Genomic DNA, 13,899 nt, shown 5'->3' with positions numbered 1-13,899 from the left:
TGCCGTTACCCGATTGCTATTCATCATCTTGATGCGCGAGGCGCACTGGTAAATACCACTGACGTGCGGCAGTGACGATAGCCTGTACCGCTTCGTCATCCAGCGCACGGCACAAACGCTGCAGGTAAGGATCGCTGCCCTCTCCCTCGACCTGGAAGCCACCTTGCCAGGCTTGCAGCAGTTTGTTAAGTGCCTTTTTCTGGGTAGCTTCATCATCCAGAAGCTGACGTGATTTACCGTCGAAGCTGGCATCCAACCAGGCGCCACCCGATTTATTGAGCAACATCAGTGGCTCCGTCATGCCCATTTGCCAGGCGCTGATGTAATCACTTAGCAATGATTGGGCCTGATCGGCGCTGACCGCTTTGAAACGCCAGTGACTCTGTTTACGGCCATACATGCGGCTTTCCCCAGTCCCACCCAGCGCGCAATAAACCAGATGCTCCAGCCACAGTAGCAGCCCATCATTCATGTTCAGCACGCCCGGTCGCCAGCGCAGCAGTCCATCAGCTTGCACCTGTGTCAGCCAGCCGGTCAACTGCACATCATTAAGCGCTAGATTGATCTCCCAGCTTTCGGCCATTTGACGCTGTCCACTGACTTCAGCAGCCACTTCCTGCATCTCTTCGGTCTGGCTCTGCCAGAAAAGTTCCCCAAAAGCGCCATAAGGGAGATTACCGGCCGCACGATGACGCGCATAAAGCTGCGCGGGATCGTCGCCATCAACTAGCGTATTCAGTAGCTGTGCATTGATTTGGTAACGCTCCAGACTGTCCGGCGCGAACGGCTCGCTATCAGGTAATTCACTCTCTTCCATCCAAAATGCGACGCCCAAACGCTGCTGGAACCAGGCGCGCACCGGATGGCGCCAGAAGCGCAGCAGTTGTTCCAGAGACAGCGTCTCCAGTGTCATAGGCTCCAGCGGCTGTACGAAATCAGGTTGTGCCACGCCAGTACCAATGGCGGCAGGCAGCCATTCAGCAGCAAAGCTTTGACCATACGCACCTGGCTGGAAGTTTTCCGCGGCAAACGGCATACGGCTGTGCAGTATTTGTAAATGGTCACGCACCCGCTGCTCGCTGACATCCGGTTCACAGGATTCATCACCCGGCAGACAGAAACTCTGCCCGAGATAATCCACCAGTTCGGTAACCAGTACCGAGGGATAGCGCTCGGTGTTGTCCTGAATCGCGCGCCCGATATAACTGATATAGAGCTGTTGCTGAGCGGAAATCAGCGCTTCGAGGAACAAGTAACGGTCATCATCCCGACGGCTACGATCGCCTTTGCGCGCCCGCTGTTGCATCAAATCAAAGCCCAAAGGGGCCAGTGTGCGGGGATAAACGCCATCGTTCATGCCCAACAAGCAGACCACTTTGAACGGGATTGAACGCATCGGCATCAGGGTACAGAAATTTATGGGGCCTGCCAGGAACCGCTGGCTGATGCGTTGTTGATCCAGCCGCGAGTGCAGTTCATCACGTAATAACGTCACGGGAATCGGCTGCTGATAAGCCGCCTGCATGCCTTGCTCAATGATCTGCTTCCACTGCGTCTCTACCAGCAAAAGCGCCGCCTCACTCTCGGCATCGCCGGCAAAGAAGCTGTCGATCAGTTCACGACACAGGGGCTGCCACGCTGATAGTGTGCGCTCTTCCGCCAGGCGCTTACGCCATGCGTCGAGCAGCGACAGTAATTCAGCCAGATGTCCGGCGAGTTCTGCAATTAAACCGCTGGATTCGTCGTACGGCAGTATCCCCTGCCAGTCTCCGTTACGGCTCTCCAGCGCGTAGCCCAACAGCATACGTTGCAGGCCAAAGCGCCAGGTATGTTGCCCGGTGACCGGCAGAGCCAGTGCTTCGACGCTGGCATCATCCAGTCCCCAGCGAATACCGGATTCCATCACCCAGCGACGCAGCAAACGCAGGCCGCTCTCATCCACCGAGAAACGCTGCGCCAGCGCGGGCACTTCCAACAGTGCCAATACTTCTTCAGAAGCAAAACGACTTTCCGGCAGTGACAACAAGCTGAGCAATGCCAGAATCGCGGGGTGTGCCTGGCTGGCACGGCGATCGGAGATGGCAAAGGGCAGATAGCGTTCGGTCGGTGCGCTGGCGAAGGCCGCCTGAATAAAAGGCGCATAGCTGTCGATATCCGCCACCATTACGATGATGTCACGTGGTTTCAGGTCAGGATCGGCCTCCATCAGCGCCAGCAAGTGATCCTGCAAGACTTCGACTTCGCGCTGCGGGCTATGGCAAACCTGCAAGGTAATAGAGCGATCCGCTGGATCGAGCAGACGTTTTTTGCTGCTATTTCCCAGTTCATCGGCGTTGACTCCGATGACTGACCGGTCATCAAGATTAAGCAGATCGGCCTGCAAGCTGTGTAGCAGGTTGTCGTGCGGCATCTCCACAAAGGCATCAATATCGTTAGCAGCAGACTCCATCTGGCTGAGCAAAAACAGGTTATCGCGGCCTAATTTTCCCCACGATGCCAGCAGCGGGTTCGTGAGTTGCTGTTCGCCTGCCTCGTTAAACAGCGCAGGAGCCGCCTCTGGATCACGGAACAGCGGTTGTCGCTCTTCAGCCTGCACCCGACGACGCTGGCGGCTTTGTAGCTTCGCCAGAAATGCATAATCCTGGATATCGCCCCAGTAGTGCCGACAGGGATTGGTAAACAGCAGATGGATATCAATATGACGTCCGAGTGCTTCTAGCGCCTGAAGGTAAACCGGAGGCAACGCGGAGATGCCACAGATAAAGACACGTTGCGGTAAGCCTGCTGGCGGCGTCTCTGCCTGCTCCAGCGCCTGGATAAAACGTGCGTAGAGGTTGGCACGGTGCCACATCGGCTGGCCGAGCTGCTGCGTGAACTCGACCAGGTCGCGCCACAGCGGCGCCTGCCACTGCTGCGCATCACTCAAATCTTCAATCAGTTCACCGCGTTCCCAACTGTTAAGCCAGTCAGAGCGATAAACCAGATACTGGTCAAACAGGTCGGCGACGCGTGCGCTGAGCTGATACAGCTTACGTTTGTCATCATCATCACTAAGATAGTGGCGCAGCGGCTGAAAAGCCTCCTGCTCCAGTAGCGTCGGTAGGCGGTGCATCAGCTTCCAACTCATGCTGGCTTTGGTGAAGGCGCTCTCTTCAGGAATGCCGGGCAGCACCTTGACGAACATGTTCCAGATAAACGTGGCGGGCAGTGGGAAATCGATGTTCGCAGCAATACCAAAGCTGTTTGCCAGCTCCATCTGTAACCATTGCGCCATGCCGGGGCTTTGCACCAGCACCTGCTCAGCCGCGAGCACATCCGTCAGCGGTTGATTTTCAATCAAAATACCGGCCAGATTCTTCAACAGATCGAGCTGATTGGAGTGGTAAACCCGGAACATAAGTCTCCTAGTGAGAGGTAAAACAGCGCAGCCTGGTCACTCTACCCTGTATCGCCGGGGATGCCTATCGCGGAGGTCACCTCAGCGACAATTGAGCCGCGCCAGGCTGGCACTTCGTTGTTGTGGACCCACTACGGTGACGCTTTCCAACACACAGCCCAGCGCGATAGTTTGCTGCTGGTGCTGAATCTGCCAGCCTTCAACGTCACGGCCCAGCAGGGCTTGGCCGGCAACCCGCCACGCCTGGCGCTGTTGCCATTGCTGACTGAAACCCAGCGCCAGGGCGCGGTGGTATTGCAATAAGGTGCTGATGGTCATTGCCAGCAACAGCATCGCCACTAAGGTTTCCGCCAGGCTAAAACCCTGCTGCTTACGGCTGGCATTGCTCTGCCTTTGGAAGCGGACAGTAGTCGATTCTCCCTTGCGCCTGCGGCTGCAGTGAGTGACTTTGCCGCGCGACCCATTGCCAGAGCCGAAGTTCACGGCCTTCTTCTTGTCCTGATAACAGTGCATTCCCCTCCTCCATAATGAGTAAACAGCTTTGCCACCGCTGTGACGGCAATGTCTGACATTGCCAGCCCGAGACCGGAGGCCAACTCTTCGCCAGCCCCCATTCCAGTGCAGCTTGTGCTTGCCAGAAATCTTTATGATGCTGCTGCTCGTCGGCCACCAGAACCACGTCCTTTTCGAGCTGGGTGCGCGTCGCGTGCAAGGTCACTCCGCCCAGCAGTAACAGCATCAGCACCATGCCCAATGTGCTGTTACCGCGCTGATTCATAGATTCCAGCCTTCAATCCAGCTTTCCTGTTGCACACGCTGACTACCCGCGCGCCCTGCCAGTTGCAGTATCAGTCGTGTCCCTTGGCGCTCCAGCCGAAATTTGTCGATGGCAAGAAACGCAGGATCGGTCATGCGCTCCCAACCGCTGCCATTGCAGTGTTCCACACCGCGCTGCATTTCCATCTGCTCATTGCGCAGGCGGTAGCCGTAATAGTCACTTTCACTGCTGCCGACCCCTTCCCAGCGCCCATTACTGTTTTCGTCCCAGCGCAATAAAATACAGTTGCTGGCGATGGTGAGTGCCGGCCCGCTGCACTGGCCGCGACAATAGCCCGCACGCTGGAGTGCTTTTTGCAGCGTGTGAGCGACCTGCTGTAGCTCCTGTTGCAGCTGAACACGCTGCTGCAATTGCAGATTTTCCGCTAATAACAGAGGTAAAAATCGGCCAACGCTGACCATCAAAATGGCACCTACCGCCATGGCGATCAGCATCTCCAGTAGACTGAAGCCTTCCTGATTCATTCGCACCCTTTGTCTCCCATGTGGCAGGCGCGAATGCGGGCGCGGGCGGAAATAATCAGCCGCCACTGTCCGGCTTCACTTTCCATATTGATGCTGCCTGGCCGCGCCACATCACGGCGTCCGTAAAAGCCCGGTTCTCCAACCAGTCCGGTAATACGTACCCCGTTATGCGGTGGGGTGAACCACCAACGCGAAGGTAACGCACAACCCTGTGAGGGTTGAGTACCGACGCCGATGCAGCCGTTGCCGCCAGGGATAAACCACAGCGTGAAATCACTGTTATGCCAGTTCGCGTGCGCACGCAGCCGGGTCAGGAACCCTTGTAACTGCTGCACGCTGTCACGTAACTGTTGATGCTGCTGCCAGCGCTGCCAGCTGTGCATTGCACCAAGGCTAAGTATGCCGGCGATAACCATAACGATGAGCAGCTCAGGCAAGGTAAAACCGGCGTTCGGGTATTTGTTCATGGCGCTCACTCTGTGCTTAAGTCAGAGCGACGACAAGCATCGAAGCGGCAGGATGGAATTTATCGCGCAGGAGAGTTTTGCACGATGCAGGCAGAGACAAATTTATGCGAGACAGATGCAGAATACGCATAAAAAAACCCTGCACGATGGCAGGGTTTCAGCTTGATGCAGGAGCGTTAGACCGCCACTGGCGCTTTGATCGCTGGATGCGGGTCGTAACCTTCAATCTCGAAATCCTCGAAGTTGTAATCGAAGATAGAGGCAGGTTTACGCTTGATCACCAACTTCGGTAACGGGCGTGGTTCGCGCGTTAGCTGCAGCTGCGCCTGCTCCAGATGGTTGCTGTACAGGTGCGTGTCGCCGCCGGTCCAGACAAAATCACCCACATCCAGATCGCACTGCTGAGCCACCATATGCACCAGCAGCGCATAGCTGGCGATATTGAACGGCAGGCCGAGGAAGATATCGCACGAACGCTGATACAGCTGACAAGAGAGCTTGCCGTTCGCCACGTAGAACTGGAAGAACGCATGGCAAGGTGCCAATGCCATTTGGTCCAGCTCACCCACGTTCCATGCCGACACAATAATGCGGCGTGAATCAGGATCGCGTTTTAACTGCTCAATCACTTTGCTGATCTGGTCAATCTCTTCACCAGAAGCAGTGCCCCAACTGCGCCACTGCTTACCGTAAACCGGCCCCAGATCGCCATTCTCATCGGCCCACTCATCCCAAATCGTCACCTTGTTATCTTTCAGGTAAGCAATATTGGTTTCGCCTTTGAGGAACCACAGCAGTTCATGGATGATTGAACGCAGGTGCACCTTCTTGGTGGTGACCAGCGGAAAACCTTCCTGCAAATTGAAACGCATCTGGTGGCCGAAAATGGACAGCGTGCCAGTACCGGTACGGTCGGCTTTCTCTGCGCCCTCATTCAGCACATGTTGCATTAAGTCCAGATACTGTTTCATTTTACCTCACGAGTTTGTTGCTGCGGACGACGACGGTACGCCCAAATCATCATGACCACACCGGCCACAATCATTGGGATAGAGAGGATCTGCCCCATGCTGATGCCGCCTTCGAACAGGCCCAACTGCGCATCCGGCTGGCGGAAGAACTCCACAATAATACGGAATGCGCCGTAGCCAATCAGGAACAGGCCGGAGACGCTGCCCATCGGACGCGGTTTACGAATAAACAGGTTGAGAATGATGAACAGGATGATGCCTTCCAGGAACAACTCATACAGCTGCGAAGGATGACGCGGCAGCACACCGTAGGTGCTCAGCAGTTGCTGATATTGTGGGTTGTTGGCCGCCAGCGCAATGTCTTCGCTGCGGGAACCAGGAAACAGCATGGCAAATTTAAAGTTCGGGTCGACACGGCCCCACAGCTCACCATTGATGAAGTTACCGAGACGACCGGCACCCAAACCAAAGGGAATCAGCGGTGCAATAAAGTCTGACACCTGGAAGAAAGTACGCTTGGTGCGGTGCGCAAACACCAGCATTACCACAATCACCCCAATCAGACCGCCATGGAACGACATGCCGCCATCCCAGACTTTGAACAGATACAGTGGATTGTCGAGGAACAACGGCAAGTTATAGAACAGCACGTAGCCGATACGGCCACCGAGGAACACGCCGAGGAAGCCCGCATACAGCAGATTTTCCACTTCCTCTTTTTTCCAGCCGCTGCCAGGTTTATTGGCCCGGCGCACCGCCAGCCACATAGCAAATACAAAGCCCACCAGATACATCAAGCCGTACCAGTGAAGCGAAATCGGTCCGATAGAGAAAATTACCGGATCGAATTGGGGAAACGAAATGTAGCCGTTAGTCATCTTTCACCATCGATTTTTCTGCCCTGAAAACGGGTCTGGCTAAGGGGTCATACAATAAAAGGCTGCGCATGATAGCACAGCCGCTTTTCACAAATGGCGTGGAAATGTAAACGCCGTTAACGGCCGCCGCGAATCAAACCACCTAAACCACGGCGTTCCATAAAGGCGGAAACCAGATGCCGCACTTCTGAAGCGGTGTGCGCCGCCACACCCTGCTCGCTCAGCTTCTGCGTTTCTTCGTGGTCGAGATGGCGCAGAAGGTATTTCACGCGCGGTATGTTTTTCCCGTTCATGCTGAGGTGGTGATAACCCAACCCCACCAACAGAGCGACACACATCGGATCGCCAGCCATTTCACCACACAGGCAGAGTTCCAGCTTGGCCTGATGGGCTTCGTGAGCAATGGTTTGCAACGCGCGCAGCATCGCCGGATGCAGCGGATCGTAGAGATTCGCCACGCGGGTATTGTTGCGATCCACCGCGAGCAAATATTGAGTGAGATCGTTGGTCCCCACTGACACAAAGTCCACGCGATCGGCTAGATGCGGAATCAGGAACAGCATCGAAGGCACTTCAATCATCACACCAATACGCGGTTTGGGGATCACATAACCCAGCATCTCTTCCACTTCACGACCGGCACGATCGATCAGGCGACGCGCATCATCGATCTCATCGATGTGGCTGATCATCGGTAGCAAAATGCTGAGGTTGCCTGACGCCACGTTGGCGCGCAGCATCGCACGCACCTGCACCAGGAAGATTTCCGGCTGGTCGAGCGTCAGACGGATACCCCGCCAGCCCAGACACGGGTTTTCTTCACTGATCGGCATATATGGCAGCTGTTTATCTGCGCCGATATCCAGCGTACGCAGCGTCACCGGCTTGTCGTAGAACAGCTGCAACATGCCCTGATACTGCGCCACCTGCTCCTCTTCAGAAGGGAAGCCGTTTTGCAGCATAAACGGAATTTCGGTGCGGTAGAGGCCGATGCCATCCACCCAGCTATCCAGCGCCTGTTCATGCTCTGGGCTCAGGCCGGCGTTGAGCATCACCTGCACACGTTCGCCGCTTTTCAGCTCGCCGGGCTGTTCCACCACGCCTTCGGCCATCTTACTCAGCGCGTTCTCTTCGCTGATTAAGCGTTGATACTCCTGTACCAGCACCGGTTCAGGATCGATCAGCACTTCGCCGCGATAGCCATCAACGATTAACAGGCGTTTATTGAGATGCGCAGGGATGATATCCGCGCCCATCACGGTGGGAATTCCCATGGCGCGCGTCAATATCGCCGCGTGAGAGTTAGCCGCGCCATCGCGCACCACCACACCCGCTAAACGCTCTTGTGGCAGCTCTGCCAGGGTGGTTGCGGTGAGTTCGTCGGCGACCAGCACAAAGCGTTCTGGCCACGCGTTAGTGCCGACCAGCGTATCATCGAGATGGAAGAGCAAGCGCTGACCGAGCACGCGTAGATCGCCCGCACGTTCGCGCAGGTATTGATCCTGCAAATTGGCAAACTGTTCAGCGAATTTCTCGATCACCGTTTTAACCGCCCACTCGGCGACCGATCCGCGATCGATCTCAGCAAAGAGATCCTTTTTCAGACGCGCATCGGTTAACAGGTGTGAGTAGAGATCGAATATCGCCGCACTCTCTTTCTGCACGCTGGCGGCAAAACGCTTACTGAAGCGGCGAAACTCATTGCTGGCTTCGCTCATCGCGACGCTTAAACGTTCACGTTCGCGTTGGACATCCAGCGTGGAAGCCGCAGAGACCTGATCGAGCAGCGGCTGGGTTTCATCAACCCAACCCGGCGCCACGGCCACGCCTGGCGCTGCTGCAATCGCTTTGACGCGCGTCTGACGGAACTGACCAAACAGCTGACCCAGTTGGGATTGCGACAGGAGTCCGGCCATTTGCGTCGCCAGCGTAACCAGGAAAGACTCTTCGCTTTCATCAAACTGGCGATGTTCACGCTGCTGCACCACCAGCACGCCAAGCAACTGGCGTCGGCTGATGATCGGCACACCGAGGAAGGAGCGATAACGCTCTTCTTTTACTGAGGGAATGTATTTGAAGCTGGGATGGCTCTGCGCGTCGGCAAGGTTAATCGGCTCGGCTAAGCGCCCAACCAGCCCGACAATACCTTCATCAAACGCCAGCGTGATGGTGCGACCGCGCGGCTTTTTAAGCCCGCGCGTCGCCATCAGGTAATAGCAACGCCTGTCGTGATCGGCGAGATACACCGAGCAAACCTCGGTTTCCATCGCAAGGCAGATTTCATTTACCAAGATGTCGAGTGCTTCATTCAGACGCGGAGCACTCGCCACTTTTTCTACAATTTCGCGCAACTGAGTGAGCATAAAGGGCGTGGCCTATCCTCTTTTACGTCGATGGGCGGCGTTGTTGTTACTACGCTGCCCCGCACTCTCCTGCATAGACATCACTACGCCCGCAAATTCTTTCATGACCCGACGATAAACATCGCGTTTGAAAGAGACCACCTGGCGCACCGGATACCAGAAGCTGACCCAGCGCCAGCCGTCGAATTCCGGCGTGCTGCTGTGCTGCACATTGATCTCCGCGTCACTACACATCAACTGCAGAAGAAACCACTTTTGTTTCTGGCCGATACATACCGGCTTTGTGTCCCAACGCACCAAACGTTTTGGCAACTTGTAACGTAACCAGTTACGGGTTGAAGCAAGTATTCGAACATCTTTGCGGTGTAAACCCACTTCTTCGAACAGTTCGCGATACATCGCCTGTTCAGCAGTTTCACCCGGATTGATGCCTCCCTGAGGAAATTGCCAGGAGTGCTGTCCAAAGCGCCTGGCCCATAACACTTGTCCTTGCCTGTTACAGATTACGATACCAACATTCGGGCGGTAGCCATCATCATCGATCACTGGACTACCTCAAAGCTAAATTTGAATAGCCTGATTGTTTCACACTCCTTACAGGCGGTAAACCACTGGATATCCGGGGAGATAGCAGAATAAAAACAGGATAACTCACAGAGTTTAGCCAAGTTATGAACAGCCAGGCACTTTTCAGGGCGATCTTATGCACCTTTTCTGTGGATAGCTTTGTGCAGAACACGGGAATGAGTTGAATAACCACTTCAGAAAAATCTCATCAAGACAGCCATTGATAGCACTAAAAACACTATTAATCATATTGATAGGAAAAAATCGCGACTCAACATTGATAAGGATCCAGAGTAAATAACAGGGAGGTTTTATCATCTGCTCAAAGATCCACCAGCGACGCATTTATCCACAGAGAATGCCCTAAAGCTGGTCAAATAAAGGAAAAAAAGCGTTCAAAACGCTAAAGTCAAGGCTGTAAATCGAAACAGGGGTTGTTCTAAGGGGGCTTATCCCAGTTTTCTGTGGATAAGTAGGTTTAAGATCCTGTTCATTGTCGATAACAAACTGGGATAACCTTGTCATAGCACTCAATGCTGCGGGACAATCGCCATAAAAAAGCACACTGAATCATGCTATTATCTCAGTTATTCAATCTGTATATATGTGGAAAACCCACAGTCACGCAAGCTGTTCATCCTTTAACCAATATGAGTTTTGCCATGAATTCCCCTGCTTTATTGCCAACACCGCCTCAAGATGAAGTGGAATTGCTGCAACGCGCACAACAGCTGGCAGGCCAAACCTTTGCGGCTCTGGCCGCACAGCTGGGTTTACCCGTGCCCGCGAATTTGAAGCGCGACAAAGGCTGGGTCGGCATGCTGATTGAGTTACATCTCGGTGCCAATGCCGGAAGTAAAGCAGAACAGGATTTCGCGCATTTGGGTATCGAACTCAAGACCATTCCTGTGGACGCGCAGGGCAAGCCGTTGGAAACGACCTTTGTCTGTGTCGCCCCCCTCACCGGCAACAGCGGGGTCACCTGGGAGACCAGTCATGTGCGCCATAAACTTTCTCGCGTCCTGTGGATCCCGATTGAGGGTGATCGCGCCCTGCCGTTAGCAGAACGCCGCGTCGGTTCAGCGCTGCTGTGGCAACCGAGTGAAGAAGAAGATCAACAGTTGCGGGAAGACTGGGAAGAGTTGATGGATATGATCGTACTCGGCCAGGTCGAGCGTATTACCGCGCGCCACGGCGCCTGGCTGCAAATTCGCCCGAAAGCGGCCAACAGCAAAGCGCTGACGGAAGCCATCGGTGAGCACGGAGAGCCTATAATGACGCTACCACGCGGTTTTTATCTCAAGAAAAGCTTCACCGGCCCGCTGCTGGCGCGCCATTTTTTACTGTGATTTTCTGAAACAGAGACACGATGGGTTCAGTTTGCAGCACAAAAGTGCCTTACGGCGCTTTTGAACAGCGCTTGCGCTGGCCCGCAGGGTGAGGCCGAATCACGCGGCAAGCGCGAGCATCCCCAGAAACTTACATCAGTAAGTGACTGAGGAGACCGCGAGCAGCCAACGCAGGTGCAGGCTCTACCAGGACGTGTATAATCGCCGTTTAACATTCGTTTAGATTAGGATTAAAGGTCACATGTTTGACTGGATTGCTGATCCCAATGCCTGGCTGGCACTGGGAACATTAACCATTCTGGAAGTGGTTCTGGGTATCGACAACATTATCTTCCTCTCTCTGGTAGTGGCGAAACTCCCCAAACATCAACAAAACAAAGCGCGTCGTCTCGGCTTAATGGGTGCCATGCTGATGCGCCTTGGCTTGCTGGCCTCCATCGCTTGGGTTGTACGTCTGACTAACCCGCTGTTTTCCCTGATGGATCATGCTTTTTCCGCGCGCGATTTGATTCTGCTGTTTGGTGGTCTGTTCCTGCTGTGGAAATCCAGCATGGAGATTCATGAGACCATCGAGGGCGGTGAAGGGGAACACAAAACCAACGTCCACTCGTTCCTGGGTGCCATTGTGCAGATCATGCTACTGGATATCATCTTCAGCCTTGATTCGGTGATTACCGCCGTGGGCTTATCGGATCATTTGTTCATTATGATGGCGGCAGTGGTGATTGCCGTATTAATGATGATGTTCGCGGCGCGCACTATCGGCGAGTTTGTTGAACGTCACCCTTCGGTGAAAATGCTGGCATTAGCCTTCCTGATCCTGGTCGGCTTTACCCTGATTTTGGAGAGTTTTGGTATTCATGTACCAAAAGGTTACATTTATTTTGCCATGTTCTTCTCGATGGCGGTGGAGTGCCTGAACCTCATGCGCAGCAAGAAGAGCGCGGCTTAACGCTGTCAAGGGCGAGCGCATCTCGCCCTTTAATTTTAGGAATGATGCGATTACGTCAGCCAGCAAAAGCATTTATTACTACACTTTTGCAGTTGAAGTAGGTTGAGGGAGATAAGAATGAAAGGGTTGGTAAGTGCAGTCGGATTGATGCTGGTCGCGCTGACGTTAAGCGGTTGCAGCAGTAATTATGTGATGGCGACCAAAGATGGTCGCATGATTCAGACCGATGGTAAGCCGTCCATCGATAAAGAGACCGGTCTGGTGCAGTACACCGATGAGCAAGGTCATGAAATGCAGATCAATGGTGACGAGGTTTCCACCATCATTGAGCGTTAAGTGCCAAATTCCATCGCCTGCACAACTTTTCCCCCTGTGCAGGCGATTTCCCGAACTTTCCCCCCTTCCTTCCGCGCTGCTTCACAGGCTATAGTCCCAGAGGACACAACATTCCATTTCATAATGAAAAAAGGAAGCCGGCAATGCATTATCACCGCATCCCCCACAGTACGCTGGAAGTCAGCCAACTGGGATTAGGAACCATGACGTTTGGTGAGCAAAACAGCGAAGCCGACGCCCACGCGCAACTGGATTACGCGATTAGCAGCGGTATCAACCTGATTGATACTGCTGAAATGTATCCGGTGCCGCCGCGCCCGGAAACTCAGGGATTAACTGAACAGTACATCGGCAGCTGGCTCAAAAAGCGCGGCAGCCGCGACAAAATCATTCTGGCGAGCAAAGTGGCTGGGCCGGTGCGCGGCGCAGATGCGTCGATCCGCCCACATCAGGCACTGGATCGCAAAAACATCCGCGAAGCCTTGGATGCCAGCCTGAAACGTCTCAATACCGATTACCTCGACCTCTATCAGCTGCACTGGCCGCAACGCCAGACCAATTTCTTCGGCAAGCTGGGTTATCAGTACACCGAGAATTCGGTGCCTGTCACGCTGCTGGAGACGCTGGAAGCGCTGACCGAGCAAGTACGTGCCGGTAAGATCCGCTATATTGGCGTCTCAAATGAAACCGCCTGGGGCGTGATGCGCTATCTGCAACTGGCGGAAAAGCATGAGCTACCGCGTATCGTCACCATCCAGAACCCGTACAGCTTGTTGAACCGCAGCTTTGAAGTTGGCCTGGCTGAGATCAGCCAGCATGAAGGTGTTGAGCTGCTGGCCTACTCCAGCCTGGCGTTTGGTACCTTAAGCGGCAAGTATCTCAATGGTGCAAAACCTGCAGGCGCGCGTAACACCCTGTTCAGCCGCTTTACCCGCTACAGCGGTGAGCAATCGAACCAGGCGATTGCCGCTTACGTGGAATTAGCCAAAAAGCACAATCTGGATCCTTCGCAGATGGCACTGGCCTATGTGCGTCAGCAGCCGTTTGTCGCCAGCACCCTGTTGGGCGCAACGACGATGGAACAGCTGAAGATTAACGTGGAGAGTTTCAACCTGACGCTGACCGCCGAGGTGTTAGAGGAACTGGAAGCGATTCATCGCCAATATACGTACCCTGCACCTTAATTTCTATTTGCATATTGGTTGCGTTTTTTGACCTGGTGCGCATAAATGCGCACCTTACAACTGACTGGCGTTTTCTGTTACCCATGTGCCCGGTTTGCGCATTAACGCGATCGATATTGTAGGGTCGCCATTG

13 protein-coding genes are annotated in these 13,899 nt (G+C 54.3%); 4 read left to right on the top strand and 9 right to left on the bottom strand.

Features of this window, described 5'->3' with window-relative positions; all coding sequences use genetic code 11:
- Positions 1–16: 16 nt before the first annotated feature.
- From recC to rppH, 9 genes are all read right to left on the bottom strand, one after another.
- Entirely contained in the window at positions 17–3,397 is a 3,381-nt protein-coding gene (gene recC, locus LK04_RS03240) for an exodeoxyribonuclease V subunit gamma (RefSeq protein ID WP_039333245.1), read from the bottom strand.
- Between the two features lie 81 nt (positions 3,398–3,478).
- Positions 3,479–3,751 (bottom strand): prepilin-type N-terminal cleavage/methylation domain-containing protein, encoded by a 273-nt coding sequence (locus LK04_RS20840; protein ID WP_231568875.1) that lies wholly within the window; start codon positions 3,749–3,751, stop codon positions 3,479–3,481.
- 16 nt (positions 3,752–3,767) lie between these two features.
- Positions 3,768–4,175 carry a DUF2509 family protein gene (locus LK04_RS20835; protein WP_039333242.1) on the bottom strand — a complete coding sequence of 136 codons (408 nt, stop codon included), beginning with the start codon at positions 4,173–4,175 and terminating at the stop codon, positions 3,768–3,770.
- The gene (locus LK04_RS03225; RefSeq protein ID WP_197063343.1) at positions 4,172–4,699 is read right to left on the bottom strand and encodes a prepilin peptidase-dependent protein; all 528 of its coding nucleotides are present in this window, start codon (positions 4,697–4,699) and stop codon (positions 4,172–4,174) included. Before LK04_RS03225 ends, LK04_RS20835 begins: the two co-directional genes overlap by 4 nt.
- Positions 4,696–5,166, bottom strand: a complete 471-nt coding sequence (locus tag LK04_RS03220) for a prepilin-type N-terminal cleavage/methylation domain-containing protein (protein WP_039333238.1) — start codon at positions 5,164–5,166, stop codon at positions 4,696–4,698. Before LK04_RS03220 ends, LK04_RS03225 begins: the two co-directional genes overlap by 4 nt.
- Positions 5,167–5,342: 176 nt before the next feature.
- Complete coding sequence (gene thyA, locus LK04_RS03215; protein ID WP_039333236.1) at positions 5,343–6,137, bottom strand: thymidylate synthase; 795 nt, start codon at positions 6,135–6,137, stop codon at positions 5,343–5,345.
- On the bottom strand, positions 6,134–7,015 hold the full coding sequence (gene lgt, locus LK04_RS03210) for a prolipoprotein diacylglyceryl transferase (protein ID WP_039333234.1): 882 nt from the start codon (positions 7,013–7,015) through the stop codon (positions 6,134–6,136). The genes thyA and lgt overlap by 4 nt, the downstream gene beginning before the upstream one ends.
- Before the next feature lie 116 nt (positions 7,016–7,131).
- The gene (ptsP, locus tag LK04_RS03205) at positions 7,132–9,378 is read right to left on the bottom strand and encodes a phosphoenolpyruvate--protein phosphotransferase (RefSeq protein ID WP_039333231.1); all 2,247 of its coding nucleotides are present in this window, start codon (positions 9,376–9,378) and stop codon (positions 7,132–7,134) included.
- Between the two features lie 12 nt (positions 9,379–9,390).
- Positions 9,391–9,924: an RNA pyrophosphohydrolase gene (rppH, locus tag LK04_RS03200; RefSeq protein ID WP_039333229.1), complete on the bottom strand. Its 534-nt coding sequence runs from the start codon at positions 9,922–9,924 to the stop codon at positions 9,391–9,393.
- Positions 9,925–10,607: 683 nt separating this feature from the next.
- Here rppH and mutH point away from each other — a divergent pair.
- The 4 genes from mutH to LK04_RS03180 all read left to right on the top strand — a co-directional run bounded on the left by mutH (position 10,608) and on the right by LK04_RS03180 (position 13,766).
- Entirely contained in the window at positions 10,608–11,294 is a 687-nt protein-coding gene (gene mutH, locus LK04_RS03195; RefSeq protein WP_039333227.1) for a DNA mismatch repair endonuclease MutH, read from the top strand.
- 241 nt (positions 11,295–11,535) lie between these two features.
- Entirely contained in the window at positions 11,536–12,246 is a 711-nt protein-coding gene (locus tag LK04_RS03190; protein WP_039333225.1) for a TerC family protein, read from the top strand.
- Positions 12,247–12,363: 117 nt separating this feature from the next.
- On the top strand, positions 12,364–12,582 hold the full coding sequence (locus tag LK04_RS03185; RefSeq protein WP_039333223.1) for a YgdI/YgdR family lipoprotein: 219 nt from the start codon (positions 12,364–12,366) through the stop codon (positions 12,580–12,582).
- Between the two features lie 143 nt (positions 12,583–12,725).
- Positions 12,726–13,766 (top strand): NADP(H)-dependent aldo-keto reductase, encoded by a 1,041-nt coding sequence (locus LK04_RS03180; protein ID WP_039333221.1) that lies wholly within the window; start codon positions 12,726–12,728, stop codon positions 13,764–13,766.
- Positions 13,767–13,899 lie beyond the last annotated feature (133 nt).

Origin of the sequence: Pantoea vagans, from assembly GCF_001506165.1 — a bacterium.
Classification (GTDB): Bacteria; Pseudomonadota; Gammaproteobacteria; order Enterobacterales; family Enterobacteriaceae; genus Pantoea; species Pantoea vagans_C.
Note: the sequence above shows the minus strand (reverse complement) of the source record. Positions and strands in the feature narration are given on the sequence as shown.